Genomic DNA, 26,199 nt, shown 5'->3' on the forward strand with positions numbered 1-26,199 from the left:
TATTTGCTAGAGTTAGATTTTCAGCTGCCTGTTCTTCAAGTTGCTGAACAATCTTCTCTAGCTCTTTTTTGTTCAAATCCATTATTCAAGTTCACTTCCCCGTTGCCATTCGGCTATTAATTCCTGCACTCTTACTAACTGGTCATGCTCATAATCACTGTTAACACCTATCCGTACCAGCTTTGTGTACTCACGTTGACTACCTAACAGCTCACATTCACCAGCAAATCCTTTGCCGACAAAGCGCATCTTGTAGTTGTTTAACTGGGTTACTGCCACACCAAGGTGAGTTAGTGTCATTTTCAAACCTTTAAAGTTCAATCCAGCTCACTCGCTTTCACTTCGTAAATATCCGGAAACATCTGGTCCACCTCTGCAACTTGTACGGTATGATTCAAGTAATTAATGCCAATAATCTCACACAACTTGCCTTTGTAGTGTACGTTAGCTCCAGCTTCGTACAGGGCTTTCAGTCGTTCAAACTTCATACGCATTTCTCCTAGCCATCTTGGCGCACTCATGCTTAATCCTGATTGCTTCATCGAGCTTTTTTTTCCCAACAGGCTCACTCAACAAGCTTTCAAACTTCTTTCGGTCAAACGGCACTTGGTATTCTTCACCTCGTTCGTCAAGGCACCCAAGATAATACACAGCTACACGCAGGTTAGACTTAACAGACCCACTAGCTTTGTAGTAAACGACACCATCATCGCCAATGAATTTATCTTCGGGTAAAACTTCTAGTTGCTTAATCGTGGAAGCCCATTTTCTTCTAGCTGCTGTTATCATTTGTTCCACCTCACTTTGGTATTGGATCCATGCTGTCATCTGGCATTACATAGCCATGCTGAATACGTGGATCAGGATTTTGTTTGGACTTATCCTCAAGGTCTTTTCGCATCCACTCTGGTATTGGTTCACGCCTTTTTGGCTTGTTGAACGACCTAGCCCCGTATTCACGACTAGCCTGTTGTTGATGCTGATTTTCTCTTTTTTCAGCCTGTTCAACGGTGGTTATCCCTTCTTGCTGGTAACGTTCAAACGTTCTGGCTAGGTAGCGATCGGCGCCCTTAGAGTTAATATTTCGCCGTAGTGCAAAAGTAATCGCATGTATTACTAAGTCAGCGCCAAACTGGTTAGTCCACTCGGTTAAATCTTGTTGAGCAATTCCGTTTGGAAATCCCCAATTTGACTCCCAGAGATTAAAAACATCTGAAATTGATTTTTCATCGCGTGCGTCACTTAACACTTTATTATTTTGTTTAGTTTTGTCTTGTTTAGTTTTATTAAGGGGCACACTGTTATCACTACTGTTATCCCCACTAATATCACTACTGTTATCACTACTATTAACACTACTGTTAAATGCACTCTTATCACTACTAAGGTCTAACAGCTTGTAAACAGTGGATTTTCTTCGTCCTCTGGATTTGAAATCAATCAACCCTAGAGCTTTCAGTTTTTCACGTGCCTTTACTATTCCATTGGCTGATAAGCCACTGTATAGTTGTAAGGTTGCACTTGTTGGATCAAAGCCATCCGCCCAAGATTTTTTCTTGCCTGTTTTGTCTTTGAAATTCATATCAATATTTTTTAAATCCAAGAGGGCATGAAACAGCGCAATTTCTCCTGTTGTGGGATTTAGCATTGGAATCTGTCGTGCAAAATTGATACTGATGCTCAGGTAATTCATGACTTCACCTCCTATTCGTTATAGTTTCCTTTGATACCTAGTTTCTTTAAATCTTCCTCACTTAACTTGATACCAGGTTTAGTTAAGTGATACTTCTTGCAGAACTCACTAGGACCAATTTTGTGATATTCGGTATGGTGAATCCTACATAGTGCCATTACTCGGTGCTTAGTATGATCCACCTTTGTTTGATCTCTTCCCATGCCTACCGTGTCGATATGGTGAACATCTGCATGCTGTCCGCAAATTAAACAGCTCTTATGCATTACGCTTTGATACTGGAAGTGTTCTTCGTTTCTCGGCAATAATTCATAGCCCTGTTTAACCGGAACCTCATTGTCGAAGATAAAATCAATCACATAATCAATCATTCTTTTAGCGTCACTGACCGTATTGGTTGTGTTATTACTTAAACTAATTTCTTGACCACATGTTTTTTCCCAGTAAAGATTGTGGAAATATTCATCAAGGTAATCCTTAGCCTCACCGGACCAATTAATGATGTCGCCAAGCAACGCATAATAGAGTCGTCTTTGACGTGGCCTTGCTCTTCTCGGGTCCACATAGTTAACTTCAACAGGGACACCTTGAAGGTTGCCATCATTAATTGTTGCGATGTGTTCCCAGTTAGGTTCAACATCATATTTAATTATTCCGTAGCCCTTTTGAATCCAAGCTGACCCTGTTTCCATCATTTGTCAGTCCTTAGAACGGTAGTTGACTGTCATCAATATCAATTGGTGCACCGTCACCACCGTATGATTGTGCTTGACTTTGATTATTGTTGTAGTTGCTATTACCAAATTTATTGTTTTGATTATTGCTTTGAGGTCTCTTGATACCATTAGGTTGACTACCGTTAGCAAGCAACTGCTGGTAGCTCTTAACATTCAAATAATAGTTGCCGTTATCACTTCTTTGCCATTCAGTTTCAACAGCAAGCCGTTGATTAGTCATTTGTTGAACAAATTCTGGAATAGAATGAATTTTAATTCCGTCTTGAAAGCCTGCTGCCATCATCGCAGTATTAAATCGCTTAACTGATAAGTCATGATTCTCTTGAGTATTAGCAGTCCAAGTTAATCGGTCAAAAATACGTTTACCCTTTTGTGTTCCGTCAAGCACCACATAATTCATTGAAGCCATTGGATTATTATTGCTAGAATTTTTTGCGATTGATTGTGGTGAAACAGAAACGTTATAAATACCAGCTTCATCTGGTACCTGTGATCCGAAAACATTTCTATGATTAGTTATAAATAATACTGGTTGGTTATCCATGATTAAGCAGCTCCTTTTTCTTTTGGTTCTTCTTGTTTAGGTTCGATTAATTCTTCCGCACGAAACTTCTTTCGTTCATCAATTCGATTTTTACCGTGATTACCGCTCTCTGGGTTGCAATCAATCCAGCGCTGGTCATCTTCAACGTACAAGCGTCCAACGAAATCAAATACGCTAGTAAAGGCATTAAACGTTTTCTCGTTCATATCGGCGCCATAGCGTCCTGCTCCGGTAAGACCTCCTGCACCATTATCTATTTGGTGTGCCGTTGCGAATATTGTCATATTGCTTTCTCGCAACATAGTTGCTAACTGACGGAACCACAACTGCAACTTTTGATAGTTTTGTCGATTATCTTTCGAGGCATGGTCAATGTTATCCAGTACAATATTTTGCAGTGAACTAACGTTGTCTAATGCAATTGCATCGTAATCACCGCTATTAATAACTCTTTGAATAAAACCAGTTACTAAATTTTGAACATTAGCAAAATCTTGTTCTTCAATGACCATGAAGTCTGTATCTTTCTGACCTCGTAATGGATTGGTTGAGCGGTCAAAACTAAATAAAATCTTCTTACCTTGAAATTGTTTAAACAGGCTTGTCTTACCTGTTCCACCATCTCCATAAATAAAGTACATGTGTGGAACTTCTGGAATTTCTCCAGCTTTATAGAACTTCATGATGAACACCTCACTTGTCCAATCGAATGACTACTTGTTTTTGACCACCCTTGATACCAAATAAGCCATTAATAATTTCTCCGGTATCATTCAGTACCACCTTGCCATCATCGGTAATAGTGGTTGCTTCCTTGATTTTTGGCTTATCTAATTCAGTTACAGTTTTAAGTAGTTCACTCGGTAATGACTTCATCGCTTTCTGTTGGATGCTTTTACTTCCCCACTTCCAGCTATCCTTTGTGGTCCGTGCTTGAACATTCCCCATTGAGGTAGTCACTGATGTTTGACCATTCTCGGTATCAATAAACCCAAGTAGTTCTTGTTTAAGCCGTTCATTATCTTCTTCAAGCTGATTCCGCTTGTAGTCATAAAACTGCTTAACTTCTTGCAGTTCAGAGCGTTCGGACTCATCAATTGCTTCAAGTTTCTTCTTGTTAGCTCGATATTCACGCAGGCGAAGATTAATAGCCGCCGCTTCATCGAGTGCATAATCGGTTGTTTCCATTAGTCTTCCTCCTCGTCTTCGTCACCGTAGTAAGTACCATCGTCATATGGTGTATGGTCAATCCAAGGACAATTAGACATGGACTCACTATCGTCCTCAAACCACTTATCCCAATTAATGTTATTCACTAGATCCACCCCATTTCTTCAGCAAATCGCTCATCAAAAGAATCTGCTAGAAGGTAATAAACTTTGATGCGTCCGATCTGAGTTGGAGTAGTCTTAACCTTAGCTAGAGCAAGCTCATCAGCTAACTCTTTCCGATAAGCGTCACGCTTACCCATGTAGTAAGCAGCCTTTAATGGCATATCTTTAATTGCATTCAAAATGTTTTCCATCTATAATTAACCTCGAATCTATATTTGATTTATTACTTATTTTGAGCATTCGTTTTTGCGGAACGAGTGCTCTTTTTTTGATCCATGTGATTGAGTAGCAGTAGCAGCGCATAAATCATTGGGATAAATAATGCCCCGTCATATGCACCGATTGAACCGCAGTAAACCATCCACGCTCCAAGTGCGAATGCTATCAACCGTGAGTGCAGAACTTCGTTAATCATGACTTCTTACCTCCTTTCAATGTGATATGCTTAACTCATCTCCTATGAAAGGAGGTGAATTGTATGACTGATAAAGAACAACGTGCTCATGATTTGGCAATGCTGATGCTTAGTCATGGTATTAATCATTTAAGTGCTGACGGACAAGGCTTTTCATTTGAAATGTGGGAAAAAGCCGTGTCAGGTAATGCAGATGGATGTGATGCTATTACCGATTACTATCAGCGTGCTTACAATGGTTTCTTGAAGTCACTTGAAAAGAAAGACTTTTAATTAGGCCAGCTCTTATCGTTGATAGTGAGAGCTAAGATTATTTGAGCAATTTTACTGATTTGCCTATCGGTAAAATTGTTCTTTTTTAATGATTCATAAGTTTCTAAAGCACATTTAATTGAGCTATTTTTAATCATTTGTTTCCTCATTCCTTTAGGTTGAAATACAATCCAATTAATGATGCTGCTAACGTTATTAGTTGAAAAAACAGTATCCATGCTGTCATTTAGTCATCTCCTTTCGAGGTGGCTTTTTTCTTTACCTCTTGAAACGAATTACCCAGCACAATCAGCATTGCGATTGCTACTGCTGCAAAAAATACTATCTGTGTCATGATTACCTCCTTATGCTGTTTTAGCTTCCCAGTCGATGTCATATTTATGTTTTTCCATCCACCGGGTAGCTTCGTAAGCAAAAATAGTAGTTCCTTTGATGCCATCAGTTTTATGTGGTGCCAAGCACCAACCACCATTTGCATAGTCTGTTTCAGGAAACTCGTCAAAAATGAATGTCCGTACCCAAGTTGGTGACTTGCCGCCACAACACTTCTTACGAAACTCGTCCATTGTCCAGGTAATTCCTTGCAAATCACTCTTCGGTACGAGATTCATTTTTTCTACTACCTCATGCACAGCAGAATTAATTTGCTCATCTGGAATGGGAATACTCAACTGTGCCATCTGATCAACTCCTTTCTTTTGCTATAATCATCTCGATAGGAGGTGATTAAATTGAATTTAAATATAGAATTACGTCCATTGATGGAATCAGCTTGCCAAACCGCTCTTAAAGAGTTGGATAGAGACAACATTAAGATCGACATGACCAACCCAACAACTCTTATTAATTCCACAGCCGACTCTTGTACTAAGGAATTGTCTAAGTACATCAATATAGAATTGAAAAGACAGTTGAGTGAAATTATTGGTCGTGCTTTGAAGAGTTAAATGAGCCTTTAGCTACCGTTTTTCCGTCTAGGCTTACCGTAACTTCCTCAACAGGCATGTCTATATCAATTTCATCTGGTACGCATTCAATCGTTAATTTAGGCTTGGCTCCAGCTGGCATATCAAGTTTCAAGCTAGTAACACCATGTCCTAATTTTTGACCGTTAATGTATACCGCTGATTCAAACGAATAGCCACAATCATTTTGACTGGTTATTCGTTTTTTTATTTGTAATCTAATAGGCTTCATTCGTTGTCTCCTTGATTTGCTATAATCACCTAGAAAGGTGGTGATATTTTGAGTTTTCGTGCACATATTTTCTTCAAGAACAATCCAATTGACCAACCATTAGATGTTGCGAATATTTTCAAGATTACTGTGGGACAAAATGAGGTCCAACCCAGTAAACTAAACGTTGATAGTTCAGAGACAATAGCTCTTCATTGTTATGGTAATAGCTTTAGTGACAAAATAAGACATTCTACAATGGTTTTAAAAAGCTCAGAACTTTTAGCAATTGAGTTTATTGAAGAAACTAACGACTAAGCATTAAATACAGCTTGATTAAGATAGCTTTCTTAATCAAGCTTTTTGTTTTTAACTCTTCTTCTAGAAGTTCAAGTACCATTCTTTGCTTGAGTTCAATAATCTCTGTATTCATTACACCGCCTCCTTGACTACAAATTAATATCAATTCATCAAATTCAAGCATTTTTTGAAGTGATTTTGTGGTTAGAAAGCGCAAAAAAAATCTCATCTTCACTTACATCCAGAGCCTTAGCTAATTTGCTAACTTTATCAAATCTAGGATCTGTTTTTCCAGTTTCCCATTTTGATACTGCACCGTAGCCAACACCTATTAATTTTCCTAATTGTTCTTGGCTTAGCCCTTTACGAACTCGCAATGCTTTTAACTCATTTCTCATACCTTGTCCTCCTTTCAACAGTTTTTATATTACTACATTTTTTAATCAAAGTAAAGCCTTTAAATACATTTATTTATCATTTTAACTATAAAATTGTAGTTGCACTATAATTATAGTTAAAATGAAAGAAGGTTTAACAATGGAAACAGGGAGGATAATTAAAGACTTACGTAACGAAAAAAGATTATCGCAACGTGAATTAGCAAAGATTTTACATGTGTCACAGCAAACAGTAACATCGTGGGAAATTGGAAGATCAGATCCTAGCAGTAGTGCTCTTGAAGCCTTATCAGATTACTTCAACGTATCAGCTGACTATCTCTTAGGTAAAACAAAAGCTAGGAATCCAGAATCACATGATTTCTTTGATGTCATGTCTTTTGACGGTCAACCACTGGATGAACACGATAAAAAATTACTCGCTGATATTTACAGAACTATTCAGGCTAACAAGAAGAAGTGATCGTTATGAATGACATGGAGAAAATACAAGCCATGTTATCCGAACTTCACGTTAGCGTTGTGTACGGTCCTTTTCATGAACGTGGCTTTTATCATCCAGAAACAAACAACATCTATTTAAGTACCTTGCTAAATAAAACCGACCATAATTTTCATGAAACGTTTTTACACGAAGTTGCTCATGTTTCTAAGCATTATAATATGTTTGCCCTTTACAAGGCTTCAGAAGTTGCTCGTCTTAAAATGGAACATGAAGCTGAAGAATTTAGAATAGACTGCTTAGTTAGAGAGTATGTTGCTGAATACGGAACAGATCATGATATAGACATTTATAATTTTATGGATAATAACGACATCAATTTTTGGGACGAAAAGGATGTTCGTTCTGCCTTTAATAAGGAATACGAAAAATTGAATGAGGAGTAATTATAAGATGATTGCATTTACCGCTATTTGGTTACTGTTGGGATTAATTGCTATTTTAGTTCTGCTTACATTAGCAATTAAGAAAAAATTCAAGTGGAATTTTTTTGGATTGACTTTAGCTATTTACCTTTTACTTTCATTTATCTTTTTGGTAGTTGCCGGATCACCTTCGTCAACGAATTCCGCTAAGGAGTCTAACCAATCATCGCAACAATCAACGGTTAGAATTTTTAAATTAATATACAGCGATGACGATGACTATAACGGTGAAATCCATTTTGATTCTAATAAGGATGGAAAGTACACTGTTAAAATCAAAGGGCTTCAAAACGGTAAAGTAAAGCTAAAAAATGCAGACGACAGCCAAGAAAAGTTTAAAACACAGACTTTTACTATTAAGAAAGGTCAAACTCTAAAGATACCAATTACATTGAAGAGCGATGATCTAGTCCACAATTTTAAATTGGAAGATAGCAATGATAACTCTAAAAAATTTTCAATTTATAACGATTCTGATAGTGCCAATTCAATTATGAATTCAATGAGCGCCAGTGAATCGTCAGAAAGCGAAAACGATAAAACTAATAGTAATTTTGAAAAGGCATCAAAATTTGAATCACAATTAAACACAGCAATCGAAAAATCTAATGGTGCTATTAGTGATATTAAATGTGACATAAACCCGACAACCGGAAAAATTAACTCTGTAACATTTATTGTGGATGATAGTGTTGCCTACGCTGATAATAAAGATATTCAAAAAATTAGAGATAAGGCTGATTATGCGGTAAGCTCCATAGCTACACAGAATCACATTAAACATGTACCTGATACACACATTCAAACAGAATCTGGTCAAACACTTAAGTAAATTGAGGAAAATGTTATGAAAAAAATAACTTTATTATGTATTGCTGTTATTACCTGCTTATCACTCTCGGCATGTGGTAAACAGGCAACCAAAAAATCTGATTCATCAAGTAAATCAAGTAGTAGCAAAGTTGTTAAAAAACACAAAAAGAGTAATAAACAATATAAATCTGTTAATTCGAGCAGTAGCTCTAGTCAGCAGACACAAGTTCAGTCATCTGCTACTCCTGTAAAGCAAGCTAATCAGTCTAATGCTCAAAATTCGTACCAAGCATCTAATAATCAAATATCTCAAAATAATGCACCTATTAGTGAAGATCAAGCACGAACAATGCTTGGCGGTGCAAATGGTGATTTGCAAGCTACCAGAACCGGCAATGGTTGGACTTTTTCTGGCAATGGTTGGACTTTTTCTGGCAATGGTTATACGGCTACTGTTAATGATGATGGAAATATCTCACACAATTAATTTTAAACCGGTCGAAATCGACCGGTTTAAAAAACGAACGTTAAGAACATACGTACGAAAGAAGGTAGCATAATGGCTCAAATAGTTAAACGTGGTAAAAACTATATGGTGCGAGTGACGTGGCGTGACGCTTCTGGCAAGCAACATAAAAAGTCAAAATCCGGGTTTAAGACTAAATCAGCAGCACGGGAGTATGGTGCAAAATTAGAAATTCAAAAATATAATGGCGTTCTAACCTCACTTAACCCCACGTTCTTAAAATACTATCAGGACTGGTACGACACTTATAAGAAAAATAACGTCTCAACAGCAACCGCTAAATTCTATAGTTACTGCATCAACGTTATTAATCAGTATTTTGGCAATTCTAAGCTAGAAAACATCACAAGGAGGCAGTACCAGTTATTCATCAACGAGTTCGGTAAAAGCCATTCAAAGCCAACCGTCAGCAAGGTCAACAGCTACCTTAAGACTTGTGTTAAATCTGCAATGGCTGACGGGATCATTCATAAGGACTTCACTGCTAATGCTCAATTAGTGTGGAATGATGAGAATGTTAAAAAAGTACAGTATCTTAGCATTGATGAGCTAAACAGATTAACTAACGCCTTAGAATTTAAACTGACTCCATACTTCACAACTCGCTATTTGATTTTGACAGCAATTTATACAGGAATGCGGTTATCTGAAATCGCTGGTTTAACTTGGAACGATGTTAATTTCAGCTTTAAAACGATCACGATCAACAAGTCATGGAACTACCTTTCAGGAACACCAGACAATCCATTCAAGCCAACCAAAACGCAATCATCAAATAGAATTATCCACGTTAACGATGAACTTCTTGACCTGCTATCACAGTTAAAAGACAATGATGAACAGCTTGTCTTTATGAACCCGACTTACGGTAAAATGCCCGGCTCTTCATCTGTTAACCGTACGTTGAGAACGTTTCTAAAGAAGTGCAACATTGACAAGCCTAACTTTCACTTTCACAGCTTACGTCACTCTCATGTCGCTTACTTGCTAGCTCATAACGTTCCATTATATGCAATAAGTAAAAGGTTAGGGCACAGTAACATCACCACAACCGCTAATCGGTATGCTTATTTAATTGACGAATACAAAAAAGAAGGAGATAAACAAATCGACAATGCACTTTCACAACTTGGTGTCCCGAAAAGTGTCCCAACTTCAGAATTGGTAATGAAAGATAATAACTAGAAACAGAGTATTTTGCTCTTTGAAATCGGTAATAATCGGTAAAAATTACAGTAAACGCTACAACAAAGCATAGCAATATGCTAGCATGGCTGGCATCAATGTATCAGAGTTCATTTGACCCCAATAACGACCAGCTGACATCCAAGGAATAGTACCTGGACGTAACCGTTGATCAAGTTCAGTTAACACTTCATGTTGACGACGCAACGAATCTTGATATTCTTTCTTAGTTTGATCACTGTCAGTAATTGCTGGAATATCTGAAGGAATATAATCTTTCCGCCAGCCTAAATGGTTAGTGACTAATCGTTTTAATTCATCCATATAGACTGAGCCATTTTCTGATTTATCACCAATAAATAGTGATTTATAATTCATATCTTCACTCATTACTTGTTCTCCTTCCAGAATAGCGATCTCTTAAAAGCGCTTTTAAGTTTATAAAAATATAAAAATAATTATTTTCATATTTTTATAATAAACGATCTCTGTCATTTTACCAAACAAAAAGCCATATCAATTTTATAAGTCCTTAAAAATGAGCGAATAAATAATATAAGTAAAATAAAAAAGCATTATCAGGGTACTTTGCTAAAGCATTACCCTAATAACGCAAAAAAGATGGAATCAATCTGATTCCATCTTTTTATCTTCTAATTATTCAATTTAGAAGCTTTCCAAATCAAGTGTAACACTTGGTCCGAAAGTTGAAGCAATTGAAGCGTGTTGTACGTAAGTACCACGTACAGAAGCTGGACGAGCCTTCATAACAACATCTTCAATAGTCTTTAAGTTTTCAACTAACTTATCAGTATCGAATGAAGCCTTACCGAATGGAACAGCAACATTACCATCACGGTCAGTCCGGTAAGTAACCTTACCAGCCTTAGATTCTTCAACTGCCTTAGCAACATCCATAGTAACTGTACCAGTCTTTGGGTTTGGCATTAAGCCCTTAGGTCCAAGAATCCGACCTAAACGACCAACAACTGGCATCATGTCTGGAGTTGCGATTGCAACGTCAAAGTCTAACCAACCGTCTTGGATCTTGTCAGCCAAGTCAGCGTCACCAACAAAGTCAGCACCAGCATCCTTAGCAGCCTTAGCATTGTCTCCCTTAGCGAAAACAATAACTGTTTGATCCTTACCAGTACCGTTTGGTAAAACAACGGCACCACGTAATTGTTGGTCAGCTTGCTTAGTATCAACGTTTAACTTAAATGCAACTTCAACAGTTGAGTCAAAGTTAGCGAAATCAATATCTTTTACTAATTGAACTGCGTCGTTAACAGCGTACTTCTTCTTGCTGTCAACCTTTTTAAGCGCATCTTGGTACTTCTTACCACGATTTTTAGCCATCTTGTGTTTTCCTCCTTGCAAATGTGGTCTAGCGGAGTTAATACCTCCCACGGGATGTACTACTTTTATAGTGCATCCGGCCTGCTTCTCAGCAATTAGTCTTCAACAGTGAAGCCCATGCTCCGTGCAGTACCTTCGATCATGCGCATAGCTGCTTCAACGTCAGCGGCGTTTAGATCTTGCATCTTAGTTTCGGCGATTTCCTTAACTTGAGCCTTGGTTACAGAAGCAACCTTGTTAGTGTTAGGTTCACCGGAACCGTGTTCAACACCAGCGGCCTTCTTCAATAAGACAGCAGCAGGTGGCGTCTTGGTAATGAAGTCGAATGAACGGTCCTCATATACAGTAATAACAACTGGGATCAACATTCCTTTTTGGTCTGCAGTCCGAGCGTTAAATTCCTTAGTGAAGCCCATAATGTTAATACCTGCTTGCCCAAGTGCAGGACCTACTGGTGGAGCTGGTGTAGCAGCACCGGCAGGAATTTGCAACTTGACAACGTTAGCTACTTTCTTTGCCACGAGACAAAACCTCCTTAGTCCGTGTTGTGGTCATGATGAGGCAGTAAATTTACCTCTCCCACAGTATGTCGAATAGCATACTTAGGTAACTTACCACATTTATAATTAAAATTCAAGGTAAATAGTGTAAAAATAAGATTATAACGTGCTATGCAGCACAATCGAGAATAGTTCACCGCGACCGCCACCTCCGTCTAAATTGTCCAGACTTGATTGTAAACAATCATCGTCTGAACTTCCTTAGTACTCGGTGGCTAGTACGTCGCGGTTCACCCTCTCCTTTTATTCCACCGTATCAATTTGGTCAAAGCCTAATTCAGCGGACGTTTCACGACCAAACATTTCAACGTTAACCTTCAACTTCATCTTTTCATGGTCAACTTCTGTAACCTTACCGGTTAAGTCAGCAAATGGTCCGGCAATCACCTTAACGCTATCACCAACACTAACGTCAATATCGTGTTGAACGGTTTGAACACCCATCCGCTTCATGATCCGATCAACTTCTTCTGGAAGTAATGGGGTTGGCTTTGAACCACCACCGTGAGAACCTAAGAAACCGGTAACACCAGGTGTATTCCGCGCAATGTACCAGGCTTGGTCAGTCATAACCATTTCTACCAAGACGTAACCAGGAAATGTCTTTTCAACTACTTCCTTAGCTTGACCGTCCTTAACTTGACGAACCTCATCTTCAGGAACAACTACTCGAAAAATGTAATCTTGCATCCCCATTGATTGAGCACGTGACTCCAGGTTGCTCTTAACCCGGTTTTCATAACCTGAGTATGTGTGTAGAACGTACCAGCGTTTTTCATTTGATTCCACGATGAATCCTCCTTAATTAAAATTAACTCTCATTTTCAATTTCAAAATAAAAAACCTCGCGGATCCCCCACGAAGCTTGTTGAATTTAGTATAACAAATCTCTTATAGTTTGACCACTGCTTAGACAAATAACTTCATTAAGAGTTGAATTAGCCAATCAAACAGGGCAAAGAATAAGACGAAGAAAAGCGTTAACGAAATAACAATGGTTGTATCACGCCGGTTTTCACGAGCAGTTGGCCAAACAACCAGCTTCATTTCGTGGTTTACACTTTTAATAAAACGAAACAGATGCATAATTTCCTCCAGCTAACTAACGGGTTTCACGGTGAAGAGTATATTCACCACAATGTTTACAAAACTTTTTTAATTCTAATCGTTCTTGTCGTTGAGGATTAGCGGTAATTGTATAGTTATGAGCACCGCACTTCGTACATTCCAGTGCAGCTTTCTTTTGGGACATACTTTCACCTCCACACATAATTAAGATTAGCATGTTCCATTTACTAAAACAAGTCTTTGCGTTATGTCATCAGTAATTGTTATCAAGGGCCAAAAGATTATGCTTTTTTACGTTTAATGATTAGAAAAAGACTGATTAAATTACCAGCCTTGTTCTTAACTTATTGATCCTTTACCCTGATCACTCACCCGCTAAAATCTTGATTAATTTTGTCCGGGCTCGTGAAAGAGCACTCTGAACCTGTCGCTTGCTACATCGAAGCTTTCGGCACACATATTCAACCGATTTTCCAGTAACAATCAGCGCCAACACATCTCGTTCAAATGACGAGCTAACTCTAATGATCTCTTTAATACTCTTATGACAATAGACAATATCTTCTAGTAAAATTTCTCCGCCAATCATTGTCTCACTATCACTTTCTCCCAAAGAGTCCAATTGATCAACCGGGATCCGTTTATCTGCTTGCCTGGCACGATACAAGTCAAGAAGGCGATTGATTAAGCTCTGCTTATAAAAACCGCTAAATTGATTAATATCTTTGCCGTTATATGAATAAATAACCTTTAGCAGGACAAGTTGTGCCTCTTGCTCCCAATCCTCAAGCTCTAAATCAGCAATATAAAATCGCTGCCAAAGTCGCTTAACAAGTGAAGAGTAACAATCAAATAATGCCATAAATTGATCCTCGTTGCCGACTTGTGCCTGAGTGAGTAATTCGAGATTAGCTGAATGATTTTTTATCATTGTTTCACCTTAATTTGATTAAGGATCACCTTTCTTGAATTTGGCTCCTTCACCCATTCATTGATTGCCTGGTCGAGGGATTCCCATTCCCATCGTCAGGAAGATTCTCAATTCCTAGTACCGGTTCCTTATACTAAGCCTCTCGATCTTGGTGACTAATGCCTGAAAATAATCTACCAAACTTTTAGTAGTTTGAGTAGCACTTTCTTGTGATTTGGTGAACAACCATTCAAATGATAGTTAATCAACAAATTTAGCTGCATAAAAATTTGCTTTTCTAACATGAACACAATCGCCAGAATAGTCTTTTAATGCGACAAGTGTTTCAATATACCAATTATTTGTTGTTATGGGATATTTTATAATTTGAAAAAATTTTGCTTTTTGAATCCCTGTTTAAGCACGTAAGGTGAATTATGCAATTTCTCGTTATCATAGTTTAGCCATTTTTATATACGCCTAGTATCACATATGCACGCTAAGTTTATCTTTCCTCGCTAATATTAAAAATAATAGTGATTATGAATATACTGAACAAAACTATAATTACTAGGTGAACTTATGCTAAAAAGAATTCCTTTTCATGGTAAAACAACTAATATCCATAAATTAGCTACAATATATAAAATTTCTGCCAAGGAAATCACTTTTCGTTATGAGCATGGCTGTCGCAAAGATAATTTAGTAGTCAAGCATGTTTATGATGAGTCTCCTTACAGCTTCATCAAATTTAATAACAAAAAAATTACTATTAAAGAATTCCTAATAATGTATCCCAACTTCAACGTTTTCATTATTAGGAATCGTTTTAATGCCGGGAAAAGCTTAATTGCTCCCTTAACTAAATACGAGACTAATCAATACCGCCATTTATATAAATAACTAATGAAATCGATCCATTTCAATTTGGTAAAGCTTCATTAATTCTACTGGTGACTTAGTTTGAACGAGTCCTAATAATCGCTTGACATCATCAATTCCGATTGAATTGTTGCTATTCCCCCAAAGTACCAGAATATCAATTATGCCATGTACATAAATATTTCTTATAAATCTTAATGTTAAAGAATTTTCCGTTTCCATTTCTTCTTGGAATAGGTATGGAAAGCGGTTATTAAATTCCTGATTGCCTAACTTAACCACTTTTTTATAAAAATAAATATCGCCATTTTGGGATAGTAACCCAGAGAAAGCCGTCTTATTTCGGTTACAGTACGCAATTGTATTATTAAAAGCAATGTCAGCTAACTTATTAATTTCTTCAGCGCTAGGAATATGCTTAATTTGTGTAAGTTTTTCACGATCAATTGCCAAATTTTCTTTTAATCCCTTAAGCAATTGAGTCTCAATTGTATTTAGTAGATCATGCTTTCCTTTATAGTATGCATAAAAAGTTCTTTTGCTAATTTCAGCATACTCAACAATCTCGTTAACATTGCATTTCGTAAATTCTCTAACCTTAAGAAGATTGAACAATCCTTCTTGAATTCTTCTCTTTGTCGTTATTGTTCTTATATCCATGTCTCCCAACCCTTTCATTACAAAAAAGTATTATATCTCATGTCGTAAGGGAGCTTAATTTTTTTACACTAATTGTGCATTTACTAAACACAACGGATATTTACGCTTAATTTTCTATTGCACAATTCAGTCGCTTGATATATTTAAGATAAATCAATTATTAAGTGGTGAAAATCAATGAATAAGAATAAGATTATTAAGCGATTTGAAATGCTATTAATAATACTGACCTTTTTAGGAAATTTCGGTACCGTTATTTATGATGGAATCATCGACAGTCATCAAGCTTCTAATAATTCGCAAAAGGTATTATTCCAGACGCGCCACTACTACAATCTGGATGCGAGGTTACGCAATCTAGGATACGCATTGCTAATTGTTTCATTAACCGAAGCTGGTCAATTAATCTTAGAGAATAAGAAGTAATCACCTATGAAAAAGGTTCAATATCTTATTCTGATAATAATTAGTGTATTTTTAACTGTTTTTTCGATTCCGCTACTATTTCCGCAATTATCACTATTGCTTCAATCAGCAATCATCAATTACCATAGTCCTAAAATTGTTAGTGAAAGTCCACTTCCTAAGGCAATAAAAAAATGTGATTGGGAATCCGTAAAGTTACTTAGTTTAAACTCAATAATTATAGGTTCGATTAGAGATTCTCCGGAATACGTTGGTGCAATCTTAGTTCCCTCACTTAATATGAATGTTCCGCTCGCTAATTATACAGATAACGGAACTTATACATTTGGTGCGGGGATGCTTGAACCGCATTATATAAGCAGTAATAGTCATTTAGTTATTGGCGCCCATAATCTCGGTCATAAAAGCTGCTCTGCATTATTCACTCCACTAGCTTTTCATTCTTTAACGGGACGAAAAGTTATAATTACAAATTTCAAAATTGCTAAAGAATATAAAATCGAAAGCAAACAGGTTATTTCACCATCGGATGTGGAGAAACCATTTGAAGGCTCCAGTGATTCAATATCATTAATAACTTGTACCTTCAATAATAAAAAAAGGATCCTCATTAACGCTAAACTTATTAAACAATTATCAGTAAATAAATTAAATAACCAAGTCCAAAACGCCATCCAGCAAAAATACCAAATTAACGCTGTTGATAAAATTCATCTAAACAATTAAATCCTCCTTTCTGCTCTAAACAAGCAGAAAGGAGGATTAATTTTTCTATAATGGGTGGCGTGAATTGAATCCTTGGTAGACTAACAGACTCGCTGCCACACTTGCATTAAGACTTTGAACGTGACCAATCATTGGAATAGTAAGCATCTCATCACAGTTTTTCTTCAATAATGAAGAAATTCCCTTTCCTTCATTACCGATAACTAATGCTACCGCTCCCTTTGCATTCCAGCGTCGGTAATCAGTCCCCTTCATATCGGTTCCAAATAACCAAACTCCCCGGTCCTTCAATTCTTGAGCTGTTTGAACCAGGTTAGTAACTCGGGCAACCAGAACGTGTTCAATTGCTCCAGTAGATGTTTTAGCAACAACCGAAGTTAACCCAACAGCGCGACGCCGGGGAATAATAATTCCATGAACTCCGGCCGCATCGGCTGTCCGAATAATTGAGCCAAGATTATGCGGATCCTCTAATTCATCAAGAATTAGGAAAAATGGATCTTCATCATGTTTAGCAGCATTTTCAAACAGGTCATCAATCGTTGCATAGTGGTATGCAGCAACTGCCAAAGCCACGCCCTGGTGATTTTGGTGTTCGCTCATCTGATCGAGCTTTGTCTTGGGGACGTTTGAAATTACTAACCGCTTTTCCTTTGCTAATTTAATAATTTGTGAAATGGCATCAGACTTTAATCCTGATTGGATAAAGACCTTATTAATTTCTTGATCGGACTTCAGTGCCATCACTGCCGGGTGGCGACCAATAATAAAATCATTGCTTTCAGTTTTCATGCTTCGTTCTCCCTGCTTCAACTTGCTGAATGCACCATTCTGCTAACTCTTCGATTCGGTCTTGTTTCCCCGCCAATTGCAGGTAACCCATCATTGCTTCAAAACCAGTCGATATCCGATAAGTCAGAACAGAAGTATGTTTTGCGTGTGTGTGACTGTTGGCGTTTCGCCCCCGTTTAAAGTAACTCCACTCATCCTCAGTTAGAATGTCATCCTGCTTCATCAGATCAATCAATGCCGCTTGCGCTTTTGCAGAGACATAATGAGTTGCAATGTGCTGAAGCTTAGTCGGCTTTGCTAGCCCCTGGCTCAAAAGATGCTGACGAATAAATACTTCGTAAACAGCATCCCCCAAGTAAGCAAGGGCAATCCCGTTTAATTGTTGATAATCTGCTTGTTCCATTAATTTCCTTCCTGTCTACTTCTTTACTCGTTTGAACCGCGTTCCTTGTGGCGTATCTTCAAGAATAATTCCCTGTGCCTTTAATTCGTCACGGATTTGATCGCTCCGGGCAAAGTCCTTATTCTTCCGCGCTTCATTTCGCTCATCAATCAACGCTTGGATGTGTTCATCATTAAGTTCATTATCACTTGATGCTAACTTCACACCAAAAATACTAACTAATTCAGCAATCAAATTCTTCATTTTGGTTAGTGCATCCGCCTTAACCTCTTCTTGTTGAGCATACACATTAGCAAACTTAACTAGTTCATAAACAACGGTAATCCCATTTTGGACATTAATGTCGTCATCCATTGCTTCCGTAAATGATTGCTTAAAATCAGCTAATTTTTGGGTAATCACTGGATCAGCGCCATCTTGGGCATCCTTTTGGCGATAGGTTAAATTATCAAATGCTGTTTGGATATGTTCCAAATTATTCTTAGCGTCAATCAGATTGTCCTCGCTGTATTGAATTGGTCGCCGATATTGAGTAGTTGCCATAAAGAACCGCAATACTTGAGGATCGACCTGCTTAATAATGTCATGAACAGTGATAAAGTTATGCAGCGACTTGCTCATTTTCTCATTGTCCTTGCCGATGGTGACAAAGCCATTATGCATCCAGTAACGGACAAATTTCTGCCCAGTTTCCGCTTCACTTTGAGCAATTTCATTTTCATGGTGGGGGAATTCTAGATCTTGACCACCACCATGAATATCAATCGTCTTTCCCAAGTACTTAGTCGACATCACTGAGCATTCAATATGCCAGCCTGGTCGTCCCTTTCCCCATGGCGAATCCCAGTTAATTTCACCCGGCTTGGCAGCTTTCCAAAGGGCGAAATCCATTGGATCCTCTTTTTTATTAACTTCATCGGCACTAACATGTTCACTCGCCCCAACTTCAAGATCATCAATCGACTGGCCTGATAGTTGACCATAGTCCTTGAATTTCCGGGCACGATAATAAACATCCCCGTCTTTTTCGTATGCATACCCCTTATCAATCAATCCCTGAACAAATTTGATGATTTCAGGAATGTTTTCGGTTGCTCGCGGGTGCATTGTCGCTGGTTCGATATTAATTGCCTTAGTATCTTCCATAAATGCTTGAATGTATTTATCTGCTAATTGGGGAACTGTAATTCCTTGCTCATGAGCGGCCTTGATCATCTTATCATCAACGTCGGTAAAGTTAGAAACATAGTTCACCTTGTACCCCTTAAATTCAAGGTAGCGCCGCACTGTATCAAAGGCAATCGCTGAACGCGCGTTACCGATATGGATATAGTTATACACCGTTGGGCCACAGACATACATGTTAACAACTCCTGGGGTTTGCGGTTTAAATTCTTCTTGTTTACGAGTCAATGTATTATAAATTGTTAGCATGACTGTCTGCTCCTTTCATATCTATACCCATAATACTAACATATCTAGTTAAATGAACATATTACTGGATCTTTTTTCGAGAAAAAAGTTTTTTTACTTAATAGTCACAATTTCTTCACATTCTCCTGGTAGTATATAAAGCGTAGTAAAGATATAACCTTTACTACTAATGAAACCTATTATTTTTCAATTACTCCTCCCAATAGTAACCGAAAAAATAATTAATATGAGGATACCCCAAGTCCTCGTAATACTCCTCAAGAGATAGCTGTTTCTTAAGCTATCTCTTTTTGGATCATAAAAAGCGGGAACGGCTAAGATTTAGCTGTTCTCGCTTTTAATTTTAAGATGATTAACAACTTCTAATGCAACAGAATCTAAACATGTTCGCCGTGACCGCAACTTCCGCCTAGCTATCCCGTCCTTGATTGTAAACAATCATCGTCCGGGATTTCCTAGTGCTCAGTTGCTAGTTCGTCACGGCTCACACTCTATTTACTAAAACAATCCCTTTATCCTACCCTGAGCGTCGATGGACATGTTGACGGCAGCGGGAGTTTTGGAAAGGCCGGGCATGGTCATCATGTTACCTGAAAGGGCAACGATAAAGCCAGCACCGAGCTTAGGAACGAATTCCCGAATATGGAAGGTAAAGTCTGTTGGTGCCCCAAGCTGAGTTTGATCATCAGTAAAGGAATACTGGGTCTTGGCAATGCAGACGGGAAGATCATTCCAGCCTAACTTTGCAAACTGCTTCAATTGCTTCTTCGCCTTTTTGCTAAACGAAACTTCTTTAGCTCCGTAAATTGTTTTGGCAATTGTATTGACTTTTTCTTCAATCGAATCACTAGCATCGTAAAGGGGCTTGAAATCACTCTTTTGGTCAGCTAAGCGAACAACTTCCTTAGCAAGATCTTGGGTTCCCTTGCCACCCTTAGCCCAACTATCAGCGACCACAACGTTAACCCCGAGCCGCTTGCAATTGTCTTCAATAAACTTGACTTCAGCATCAGTATCATTAATGAAGTGGTTAATGGCAACTACTACTGGTAAGCCATAACGTTGCATATTCTTAATATGACGATTTAGGTTAACGATTCCCTTTTCTAATGCTGGTAATTGTTCTTCCTTAATTTCGTCTAAACTAGCACCACCATTATATTCAAGCGCACGAACCGTAGCAACAATGACAATTGCATCTGGATTCTTTCCTAATACCGGTCGTTTAATGTCAAGGAACTTTTCGGCCCCCAAGTCAGCCCCAAATCCAGCTTCTGTAACGGTGTAATCTGCCAATTTTAATGCTGTTTGGGTAGCTAAAATACTGTTGCATCCATGAGCAATGTTAGCAAACGGGCCACCATGAACAATCGCTGGAGTATGGTCAAGAGTTTGCACAAGGTTAGGCTTAATAGCGTCCTTTAAAAGAATTGTAATCGCATCTTCAAAACCGAGTTGGCCTACAGTTACTGGTTCCCGGTCATAGGTGTAACCAACAACAATTCGGCTGATCCGCTTCTTGAGGTCCATCAAGTCAGTAGAAAGACACAAGATCGCCATTAATTCTGAAGCAGCAGTAATATCAAAGCCGGTTTGCCGCGGAACTCCTTGCATAATTCCACCAAGACCAGTAATAACATTCCGTAATGCCCGGTCATTAACGTCTTCTACCCGTTTCCAAATAATCCGGCGTGGGTCGAGGTTTAATTCGTTTCCCCGCATTACATAGTTATCAATTAAAGCAGCTAATGTGTTGTTAGCGCTAGTTAGTGCATGAAGGTCACCAGTAAAGTGCAAGTTAATGTCTTCCATTGGGATTACTTGGCTATAACCCCCACCGGTTGCCCCACCTTTGATTCCGAACACAGGGCCCATCGAAGGTTCCCGCATTGCAATGATTGTTTGGTGGTTTAATTGGTTTAAGGCATCCCCTAAGCCAACCAAGACAGTTGACTTTCCTTCACCGGCTGGAGTCGGATTGATTGAAGTCACAAGAACTAGCTTATGCTTCTTCCCTGGTTTTTCGGCAACTGGCAATGAAATTTTAGCCTTGTACTTCCCGTATTGTTCAATCTGGTCATCATCAAGACCAATTGATTCAGCAATCTTATTAATCGGTTCGAGTGTGGCTTGGTCAGCAATTTCTATATCTGTCATTTCAATCCGCTCCAATCTTAAATACGAACTTTAACTAAAAAAACACCGTTAAAGTTAAGAATTAACTTCTACGGTGTCTAGGATAAAAGATTCTCAGTCATTTGTAAACAACTATTTAGACTCTTTATCAGATTTTGCTGATTTTTTATTGTCCTTTGTGGATTCGCTATTTTTTTCGTTGATCCCCCGACGTGAATGGAGTGGTCGAGCAAAGATCATCCGACCAGCATCAGTTTGCAATGCGCTAGTGACCTCTACTTCAATTCGTTCATTCATAAAGTAACGACCATCCTCAACGACAACCATGGTTCCATCATCAAGGTACGCAACCCCTTGCTGACGTTCAGTCCCGTTCTTCACAACAACAACCTTGAGCGTTTCACCAGGAATTACCCGTGGGCGCAACGATTTAGCAAGATTATTAATATTCAGAACTTGGACATTTTGGAATTGAATAACCTTATTCAAATTATAGTCGTTAGTGACAATGACCCCGTTAACCTTCTTAGCTAACGCAATCAATTTACTATCAACTTCCGGAATATCTTCAAAGTCGCCATCGTACATTTCAATTGGCACGATCTTTTCTTTCCGTAACTTATTTAGGATGTCTAATCCTCGTCGTCCCCGAACTCGCTTAATACTTTCACCAGAATCGGCAATGTATTGAAGTTCATAAAGAACAAAATTAGGCACGAGTAATGTCCCTTCCAGAAAACCAGTCTTTACCAAATCATAAATTCGACCATCAATTAAGATGTTCGTATCTAGGATTTTGTAATGATGATAGTTCTCATCCTTTTGGTCAATCACTTCGGTATTCGGATTTTTCGGCCGAATTCGGTGACCAGAAAGTAAATTTTTCCAATCATCGAGTCGGGTTGTCCCAATCCGGTAGCCAAAATAACTAAAGATGATCATTAACAAGATCGGTAAAACATTATTAACAACTGGGATTCCCGTTCGCCATAGCGGAATCGAAATTAACACCGCGAGAACTAAGCCAACAATTGTCAGTAGCGTCCCAAAAAACAGGTAAACTGGGCTTAAGCTTGTCAGACTCTTTTCAATCCGTGCAACTAACTGTTCAGTTGGTTTGGCAAGTGGTAGTGAAAGGAGAAAGAAAATCAAAGCACCAATAACGATATCCATAAAGACTAATAAGGCACTATTTAAATGAAAATTAACTAAGTCCCAAAATAATGGCAAATAATAGAAACCAGTTGCGGCACCAACAATAACGTATATCAACCGAATAATTCGTTTTCGCATATTACATCCCTCCTTTATAAATTAACCTAATGCAAGACGCAATGCTTGGCGGAGGGTGGTTACCCCGACAACCTCGATCCCGGTTGGTGCTTGCCACCCTTTCAAATTATTCTTTGGAACAAAGATTCGTTTAAACCCAAGCTTCTGTGCCTCGGCGACACGCTGTTCAATCCGGTTAACCCGCCGAATTTCACCAGTTAACCCGACTTCCCCAACGAATGCATCCGTGGCTTGCGTTCCCTTGTCCCGATAACTCGATGCAATACTAATCGCAATTGCCAGATCAATTGCCGGCTCATCTAATTTTACACCACCAGCAGCCTTCAGGTAGGCATCCTGATTTTGGAGCATCAAGTTAGCACGCTTTTCAAGAACCGCCATGATCAATGATACCCGATTTCTGTTCAAACCAGTAGCAGTTCGCTGAGCATTTCCATAAACAGTTGGCGTCACCAAAGCTTGAATTTCGACAAGAATTGGCCGCGTCCCTTCTAATGATACAACGACAGCCGAGCCAGTGGCATCTTTTAACCGTTCTTCAAGAAAAATTTCTGAAGGATTTTTTACCTCTGACAAACCATTCGTATGCATTTCAAAAATTCCCAGCTCATTGGTTGACCCAAAACGGTTTTTAACTGACCTGAGGATCCGGTATGTGTGGTGAAGATCCCCTTCAAAGTAAAGGACAGTGTCAACCATGTGCTCTAAAATCTTTGGCCCAGCAATTGCCCCACCTTTAGTAACATGTCCAACAACAAAGATCGTAATATTATTACTCTTCGCAATTTGCATTAACTGAGCGGTTACTTCACGGATCTGCGAAACACTCCCGATCGCTGAAGTGACATCCGTTGCCTGCATCGTCTGAACAGAATCAATCACCACGTATTCTGGTTTTAGTTCACGAATCGTGTCTTTGATGCTGTCCATATTGGTTTCTGGGTAAATATAAAAATCATCTGCTGCCACATCAAGCCGCTCTGCCCGCATTTTGATTTGAGTAGCACTTTCTTCTCCAGAAACGTAAAGGACCCGGTGATGTTCACTCGATAATTGTCCAGAAACTTGCAGGAGCAACGTTGATTTCCCGATACCAGGATCCCCACCAATTAAGATTAACGACCCCGGAACAATTCCGCCACCAAGGACCCGGTTTAACTCGTTCAATTTGGTTTTTACCCGGGGCGTCTCGTGACTATTAATTTCACCAATTTTCTGTGGCTTAGCAACCAAACCAGTTAACGTCGTGGTTGGCCGTTTTGTGGCTGCACTAGAACTTGAAGACTGGATTTGTTCTTCAACTAACGTATTCCATTCACCACAGTTAGGACATCTTCCTAAATACCGTGGTGAATTATAGCCACAATTTTGACAAACATATTGTGTTTTTACTTTGGCCATTCATGCCATCCTTTCATTACCTAAACTTACTTACTAACAACGATCCTGAAATAAAAGTGCGCCCTACCAATCCTTTTAAAAAAAACTATTGGACCGTTCCACCAACGAAAATCTGGACATTTTGAGAAAAATTTGCCTAAAATTATTCCGATTTTATTCAAGATTTGCTATATTACTTTTTGGTTGAACCGAAGCCACCAGTCCGCCGTGCGATTGGTTGTTTCTCATCATCAGCGACAAGGAATGGCATAAAGATTCCTTGACCAATTCGTTCACCTTTCTTAATCTGATAATCCGTTAATCCATAGTTAATGAGTTGGAAGAAGATTTCGCCTTCATTACTATCATTATCATAATAATCAGCATCCACAATGCCGACACCATTTGGAAGGATTAACCGACGCTTTAGCGGACCACTAGAACGATTAGCTAATAGCAAGAATTCATTATCCTGCATGTAAGCCTTAATTCCAGTTGGGACTAGATATGGTTTAAGGCATTGATCAGCGTGTTTAAGTTCATCAGGGCTTAGCTTTGATTGCTGATGGATTTTCCAAAGGGTCTTTAAAAAATTCCCTTTCCAAATTGATGGCAGGACAAAATCCTCTGCGGCTTCAAAGTCATAACCAGCTGCATTGGCAGTTTGCCGACTTGGTAAATGAAGCCCCTGATCCTGCTTGCTTGAAACAATCTTAAATCCGCGTTTCATTTATATCACCTAATCCTTTTTATAAACTATCTACTTATTATAAAATAGATATAGGATTTATGGTATTGCTTTACACTGAATAGATTTGGAATGGATGTGATCAAATGGATTACAAGGTTGAAGAAAACCGAATTGTCGCTAGTGATGATCAACAACCCTTCGTGGGCGAAATAAGCTTTCCAAAAATAACAGGGGTGCCTGATCGGGTCGTTGTTGAGCGGGTCTTCGTTCACCCTGATTACCGTGGCCAAGGGATTGCGGCAGAGTTGGTTCGCCAATTCGTTAAGTACGCCACTACCCATCAACTAACCGTAAAATTAATGTGTCCTTATGCTGTCAAACAGTTTAAGATACATCCCGAATACCAACAATTATTATTACCTGAAGATCGTTTCTAAGGAGGAAACTCATGAATCAAGATGAGCTAAAACAACAAGTTGGCCGTGAAGCAGTTAAGTACATCCGTCCAGGGATGGTTGTCGGCCTAGGAACAGGGACAACCGTTCACTGCTTGGTGGAAGCACTCGGTGAGCATGTTAAGAATGGTGATTTATCTGATATTGTTTGTGTTACAACCTCAAACAGAACTACTCGCCAAGCTCAAAGTCTTGGGATTAAGGTTGAAGAAATTGATGATGTTGATCATATTGACCTTACTATTGATGGGGCTGATGAAATCAGTGATAATTTCCAAGGAATCAAGGGTGGCGGTGGCGCTCTCCTCTGGGAAAAGATTGTCTCCAACTATTCTGACCACGTAATGTGGATTGTTGATGAATCAAAATTAGTTCACCACTTAGGAGCATTTCCACTACCAGTTGAGGTTACTCCATACGGAAGTCAGCACCTCTTTACTAAGTTGGCTCGACGTGGTTACAACCCAACATGGCGAATGCTTCCTGATAACAGTGACAAGTTCCGGACACACCAACGAAACTTCATTATTGATCTCCACCTGGAAGACATTAATGACCCATTCGCTCTTCATGAAGAATTGATCGGGATGGTTGGTCTAATTGAAGATGGGTTGTTCCTAAACCAAGTTAATGACATTCTTGTTGGTACCCAAGATGAGCCAAAATTCCTTCATGCCCGTCCATAATGTAAGAACGTAAAATT

At 38.7% G+C, this 26,199-nt stretch carries 42 protein-coding genes; 12 read left to right on the forward strand and 30 right to left on the reverse strand.

Annotation, left to right across the window (positions count from 1 at the left end; genetic code table 11):
* Nucleotides 1-81: 81 nt before the first annotated feature.
* Genes PRK60_RS07645 through PRK60_RS07695 form a run of 11 tightly spaced genes read right to left on the reverse strand, consistent with a single transcriptional unit; the run spans nt 82 to nt 4,723 of the window.
* Nucleotides 82-321, reverse strand: coding sequence for a hypothetical protein (locus tag PRK60_RS07645; RefSeq protein ID WP_273645917.1), 240 nt, complete (start codon nt 319-321; stop codon nt 82-84).
* Entirely contained in the window at nt 318-488 is a 171-nt protein-coding gene (locus PRK60_RS07650; protein WP_273645819.1) for a hypothetical protein, read from the reverse strand. The genes PRK60_RS07645 and PRK60_RS07650 overlap by 4 nt, the downstream gene beginning before the upstream one ends.
* Nucleotides 478-789, reverse strand: coding sequence for a hypothetical protein (locus tag PRK60_RS07655; protein WP_273645820.1), 312 nt, complete (start codon nt 787-789; stop codon nt 478-480). The genes PRK60_RS07650 and PRK60_RS07655 overlap by 11 nt, the downstream gene beginning before the upstream one ends.
* Nucleotides 790-799: 10 nt before the next feature.
* Nucleotides 800-1,693, reverse strand: a complete 894-nt coding sequence (locus PRK60_RS07660) for a DnaD domain protein (RefSeq protein ID WP_273645821.1) — start codon at nt 1,691-1,693, stop codon at nt 800-802.
* An 11-nt stretch (nt 1,694-1,704) separates the two neighbouring features.
* Nucleotides 1,705-2,388: a putative HNHc nuclease gene (locus PRK60_RS07665; protein WP_273645822.1), complete on the reverse strand. Its 684-nt coding sequence runs from the start codon at nt 2,386-2,388 to the stop codon at nt 1,705-1,707.
* Nucleotides 2,389-2,398: 10 nt separating this feature from the next.
* A complete protein-coding gene (locus PRK60_RS07670) occupies nt 2,399-2,974 on the reverse strand; it encodes a DUF669 domain-containing protein (protein WP_273645823.1) in 576 nt (191 codons plus the stop codon).
* A 2-nt stretch (nt 2,975-2,976) separates the two neighbouring features.
* Nucleotides 2,977-3,657, reverse strand: coding sequence for an AAA family ATPase (locus PRK60_RS07675; protein ID WP_273645824.1), 681 nt, complete (start codon nt 3,655-3,657; stop codon nt 2,977-2,979).
* Between the two features lie 10 nt (nt 3,658-3,667).
* A complete protein-coding gene (locus PRK60_RS07680) occupies nt 3,668-4,162 on the reverse strand; it encodes a host-nuclease inhibitor Gam family protein (protein ID WP_273645825.1) in 495 nt (164 codons plus the stop codon).
* On the reverse strand, nt 4,162-4,290 hold the full coding sequence (locus PRK60_RS07685) for a hypothetical protein (RefSeq protein WP_273645826.1): 129 nt from the start codon (nt 4,288-4,290) through the stop codon (nt 4,162-4,164). Before PRK60_RS07685 ends, PRK60_RS07680 begins: the two co-directional genes overlap by 1 nt.
* Nucleotides 4,290-4,499 carry a hypothetical protein gene (locus PRK60_RS07690; protein WP_273645827.1) on the reverse strand — a complete coding sequence of 70 codons (210 nt, stop codon included), beginning with the start codon at nt 4,497-4,499 and terminating at the stop codon, nt 4,290-4,292. The genes PRK60_RS07685 and PRK60_RS07690 overlap by 1 nt, the downstream gene beginning before the upstream one ends.
* A gap of 32 nt (nt 4,500-4,531) precedes the next feature.
* Nucleotides 4,532-4,723, reverse strand: coding sequence for a hypothetical protein (locus PRK60_RS07695; protein WP_273645828.1), 192 nt, complete (start codon nt 4,721-4,723; stop codon nt 4,532-4,534).
* Nucleotides 4,724-4,786: 63 nt separating this feature from the next.
* On the opposite strand from PRK60_RS07695, the gene PRK60_RS07700 reads away from it, so the two are divergent.
* On the forward strand, nt 4,787-4,996 hold the full coding sequence (locus PRK60_RS07700; RefSeq protein WP_148444598.1) for a hypothetical protein: 210 nt from the start codon (nt 4,787-4,789) through the stop codon (nt 4,994-4,996).
* A 344-nt stretch (nt 4,997-5,340) separates the two neighbouring features.
* On the opposite strand, the gene PRK60_RS07705 is transcribed toward PRK60_RS07700, so the two are convergent.
* Nucleotides 5,341-5,676, reverse strand: coding sequence for a DUF771 domain-containing protein (locus PRK60_RS07705; RefSeq protein WP_273645829.1), 336 nt, complete (start codon nt 5,674-5,676; stop codon nt 5,341-5,343).
* A 51-nt stretch (nt 5,677-5,727) separates the two neighbouring features.
* Here PRK60_RS07705 and PRK60_RS07710 point away from each other — a divergent pair, with 51 nt between their 5' ends.
* A complete protein-coding gene (locus tag PRK60_RS07710; RefSeq protein WP_251951141.1) occupies nt 5,728-5,943 on the forward strand; it encodes a hypothetical protein in 216 nt (71 codons plus the stop codon).
* On the opposite strand, the gene PRK60_RS07715 is transcribed toward PRK60_RS07710, so the two are convergent.
* Nucleotides 5,918-6,193 carry a hypothetical protein gene (locus PRK60_RS07715; RefSeq protein WP_148444600.1) on the reverse strand — a complete coding sequence of 92 codons (276 nt, stop codon included), beginning with the start codon at nt 6,191-6,193 and terminating at the stop codon, nt 5,918-5,920. The genes PRK60_RS07710 and PRK60_RS07715 overlap by 26 nt on opposite strands.
* Before the next feature lie 48 nt (nt 6,194-6,241).
* On the opposite strand from PRK60_RS07715, the gene PRK60_RS07720 reads away from it, so the two are divergent.
* Nucleotides 6,242-6,490 (forward strand): hypothetical protein, encoded by a 249-nt coding sequence (locus tag PRK60_RS07720; RefSeq protein ID WP_273645918.1) that lies wholly within the window; start codon nt 6,242-6,244, stop codon nt 6,488-6,490.
* Here PRK60_RS07720 and PRK60_RS07725 read toward each other — a convergent pair.
* Together PRK60_RS07725 and PRK60_RS07730 are read right to left on the reverse strand one after the other, a co-directional pair.
* Nucleotides 6,480-6,605, reverse strand: coding sequence for a hypothetical protein (locus PRK60_RS07725; RefSeq protein ID WP_273645919.1), 126 nt, complete (start codon nt 6,603-6,605; stop codon nt 6,480-6,482). The two genes, PRK60_RS07720 and PRK60_RS07725, sit on opposite strands and share 11 nt — an antisense overlap.
* 43 nt (nt 6,606-6,648) lie before the next feature.
* Nucleotides 6,649-6,870: a helix-turn-helix transcriptional regulator gene (locus PRK60_RS07730; protein WP_273645920.1), complete on the reverse strand. Its 222-nt coding sequence runs from the start codon at nt 6,868-6,870 to the stop codon at nt 6,649-6,651.
* A 139-nt stretch (nt 6,871-7,009) separates the two neighbouring features.
* Between PRK60_RS07730 and PRK60_RS07735 the strand changes: the two genes are divergently transcribed.
* From PRK60_RS07735 to PRK60_RS07755, 5 genes are all read left to right on the forward strand, one after another.
* On the forward strand, nt 7,010-7,333 hold the full coding sequence (locus tag PRK60_RS07735) for a helix-turn-helix domain-containing protein (protein ID WP_102168087.1): 324 nt from the start codon (nt 7,010-7,012) through the stop codon (nt 7,331-7,333).
* A gap of 32 nt (nt 7,334-7,365) precedes the next feature.
* Nucleotides 7,366-7,758, forward strand: a complete 393-nt coding sequence (locus PRK60_RS07740; RefSeq protein ID WP_273645921.1) for a hypothetical protein — start codon at nt 7,366-7,368, stop codon at nt 7,756-7,758.
* 7 nt (nt 7,759-7,765) lie between these two features.
* A complete protein-coding gene (locus PRK60_RS07745) occupies nt 7,766-8,629 on the forward strand; it encodes a hypothetical protein (protein ID WP_102168085.1) in 864 nt (287 codons plus the stop codon).
* Nucleotides 8,630-8,644: 15 nt separating this feature from the next.
* Nucleotides 8,645-9,097: a hypothetical protein gene (locus tag PRK60_RS07750; RefSeq protein WP_273645922.1), complete on the forward strand. Its 453-nt coding sequence runs from the start codon at nt 8,645-8,647 to the stop codon at nt 9,095-9,097.
* A 72-nt stretch (nt 9,098-9,169) separates the two neighbouring features.
* Complete coding sequence (locus PRK60_RS07755) at nt 9,170-10,321, forward strand: tyrosine-type recombinase/integrase (protein ID WP_273645923.1); 1,152 nt, start codon at nt 9,170-9,172, stop codon at nt 10,319-10,321.
* A 57-nt stretch (nt 10,322-10,378) separates the two neighbouring features.
* On the opposite strand, the gene PRK60_RS07760 is transcribed toward PRK60_RS07755, so the two are convergent.
* From PRK60_RS07760 to PRK60_RS07795, 8 genes are all read right to left on the reverse strand, one after another.
* Nucleotides 10,379-10,711 carry a hypothetical protein gene (locus tag PRK60_RS07760; RefSeq protein WP_273645924.1) on the reverse strand — a complete coding sequence of 111 codons (333 nt, stop codon included), beginning with the start codon at nt 10,709-10,711 and terminating at the stop codon, nt 10,379-10,381.
* 276 nt (nt 10,712-10,987) lie between these two features.
* Nucleotides 10,988-11,680 (reverse strand): 50S ribosomal protein L1, encoded by a 693-nt coding sequence (gene rplA, locus PRK60_RS07765; protein ID WP_102168614.1) that lies wholly within the window; start codon nt 11,678-11,680, stop codon nt 10,988-10,990.
* A gap of 95 nt (nt 11,681-11,775) precedes the next feature.
* Nucleotides 11,776-12,201: a 50S ribosomal protein L11 gene (gene rplK, locus PRK60_RS07770; RefSeq protein ID WP_003717526.1), complete on the reverse strand. Its 426-nt coding sequence runs from the start codon at nt 12,199-12,201 to the stop codon at nt 11,776-11,778.
* Nucleotides 12,202-12,483: 282 nt separating this feature from the next.
* The gene (gene nusG / locus PRK60_RS07775; RefSeq protein ID WP_040531564.1) at nt 12,484-13,029 is read right to left on the reverse strand and encodes a transcription termination/antitermination protein NusG; all 546 of its coding nucleotides are present in this window, start codon (nt 13,027-13,029) and stop codon (nt 12,484-12,486) included.
* Nucleotides 13,030-13,149: 120 nt separating this feature from the next.
* Nucleotides 13,150-13,326, reverse strand: a complete 177-nt coding sequence (gene secE, locus PRK60_RS07780; protein ID WP_003717524.1) for a preprotein translocase subunit SecE — start codon at nt 13,324-13,326, stop codon at nt 13,150-13,152.
* A 16-nt stretch (nt 13,327-13,342) separates the two neighbouring features.
* Nucleotides 13,343-13,492: a 50S ribosomal protein L33 gene (rpmG, locus tag PRK60_RS07785; RefSeq protein ID WP_273645925.1), complete on the reverse strand. Its 150-nt coding sequence runs from the start codon at nt 13,490-13,492 to the stop codon at nt 13,343-13,345.
* A 180-nt stretch (nt 13,493-13,672) separates the two neighbouring features.
* Nucleotides 13,673-14,170: a sigma-70 family RNA polymerase sigma factor gene (locus PRK60_RS07790; RefSeq protein ID WP_102168613.1), complete on the reverse strand. Its 498-nt coding sequence runs from the start codon at nt 14,168-14,170 to the stop codon at nt 13,673-13,675.
* A 951-nt stretch (nt 14,171-15,121) separates the two neighbouring features.
* Nucleotides 15,122-15,760, reverse strand: a complete 639-nt coding sequence (locus tag PRK60_RS07795; RefSeq protein WP_273645926.1) for a TetR/AcrR family transcriptional regulator — start codon at nt 15,758-15,760, stop codon at nt 15,122-15,124.
* Nucleotides 15,761-15,937: 177 nt separating this feature from the next.
* On the opposite strand from PRK60_RS07795, the gene PRK60_RS07800 reads away from it, so the two are divergent.
* Together PRK60_RS07800 and PRK60_RS07805 are read left to right on the forward strand one after the other, a co-directional pair.
* On the forward strand, nt 15,938-16,186 hold the full coding sequence (locus PRK60_RS07800; protein WP_102168610.1) for a hypothetical protein: 249 nt from the start codon (nt 15,938-15,940) through the stop codon (nt 16,184-16,186).
* Nucleotides 16,187-16,192: 6 nt separating this feature from the next.
* Nucleotides 16,193-16,912, forward strand: coding sequence for a sortase (locus PRK60_RS07805; RefSeq protein WP_273645927.1), 720 nt, complete (start codon nt 16,193-16,195; stop codon nt 16,910-16,912).
* 45 nt (nt 16,913-16,957) lie between these two features.
* On the opposite strand, the gene rlmB is transcribed toward PRK60_RS07805, so the two are convergent.
* The 7 genes from rlmB to PRK60_RS07840 form a co-directional block, all read right to left on the reverse strand.
* Entirely contained in the window at nt 16,958-17,704 is a 747-nt protein-coding gene (gene rlmB, locus PRK60_RS07810) for a 23S rRNA (guanosine(2251)-2'-O)-methyltransferase RlmB (RefSeq protein ID WP_102168608.1), read from the reverse strand.
* Nucleotides 17,694-18,107 carry a Mini-ribonuclease 3 gene (locus tag PRK60_RS07815; protein WP_003717520.1) on the reverse strand — a complete coding sequence of 138 codons (414 nt, stop codon included), beginning with the start codon at nt 18,105-18,107 and terminating at the stop codon, nt 17,694-17,696. Before PRK60_RS07815 ends, rlmB begins: the two co-directional genes overlap by 11 nt.
* A gap of 15 nt (nt 18,108-18,122) precedes the next feature.
* Entirely contained in the window at nt 18,123-19,541 is a 1,419-nt protein-coding gene (gene cysS, locus PRK60_RS07820) for a cysteine--tRNA ligase (protein ID WP_273645928.1), read from the reverse strand.
* Between the two features lie 498 nt (nt 19,542-20,039).
* Nucleotides 20,040-21,698 (reverse strand): formate--tetrahydrofolate ligase, encoded by a 1,659-nt coding sequence (locus tag PRK60_RS07825; protein ID WP_102168606.1) that lies wholly within the window; start codon nt 21,696-21,698, stop codon nt 20,040-20,042.
* Between the two features lie 111 nt (nt 21,699-21,809).
* Complete coding sequence (locus PRK60_RS07830) at nt 21,810-22,970, reverse strand: PIN/TRAM domain-containing protein (protein WP_148444540.1); 1,161 nt, start codon at nt 22,968-22,970, stop codon at nt 21,810-21,812.
* A 21-nt stretch (nt 22,971-22,991) separates the two neighbouring features.
* The gene (gene radA, locus PRK60_RS07835) at nt 22,992-24,371 is read right to left on the reverse strand and encodes a DNA repair protein RadA (RefSeq protein ID WP_148444539.1); all 1,380 of its coding nucleotides are present in this window, start codon (nt 24,369-24,371) and stop codon (nt 22,992-22,994) included.
* A 172-nt stretch (nt 24,372-24,543) separates the two neighbouring features.
* The gene (locus PRK60_RS07840) at nt 24,544-25,080 is read right to left on the reverse strand and encodes a dCTP deaminase/dUTPase family protein (RefSeq protein WP_102168603.1); all 537 of its coding nucleotides are present in this window, start codon (nt 25,078-25,080) and stop codon (nt 24,544-24,546) included.
* Nucleotides 25,081-25,184: 104 nt separating this feature from the next.
* On the opposite strand from PRK60_RS07840, the gene PRK60_RS07845 reads away from it, so the two are divergent.
* On the forward strand, nt 25,185-25,478 hold the full coding sequence (locus tag PRK60_RS07845) for a GNAT family N-acetyltransferase (protein ID WP_102168602.1): 294 nt from the start codon (nt 25,185-25,187) through the stop codon (nt 25,476-25,478).
* A gap of 11 nt (nt 25,479-25,489) precedes the next feature.
* A complete protein-coding gene (rpiA, locus tag PRK60_RS07850; RefSeq protein WP_273645929.1) occupies nt 25,490-26,182 on the forward strand; it encodes a ribose-5-phosphate isomerase RpiA in 693 nt (230 codons plus the stop codon).
* Nucleotides 26,183-26,199 lie beyond the last annotated feature (17 nt).

The organism is Limosilactobacillus portuensis, assembly GCF_028607025.1.
Classification (GTDB): Bacteria; Bacillota; Bacilli; order Lactobacillales; family Lactobacillaceae; genus Limosilactobacillus; species Limosilactobacillus portuensis.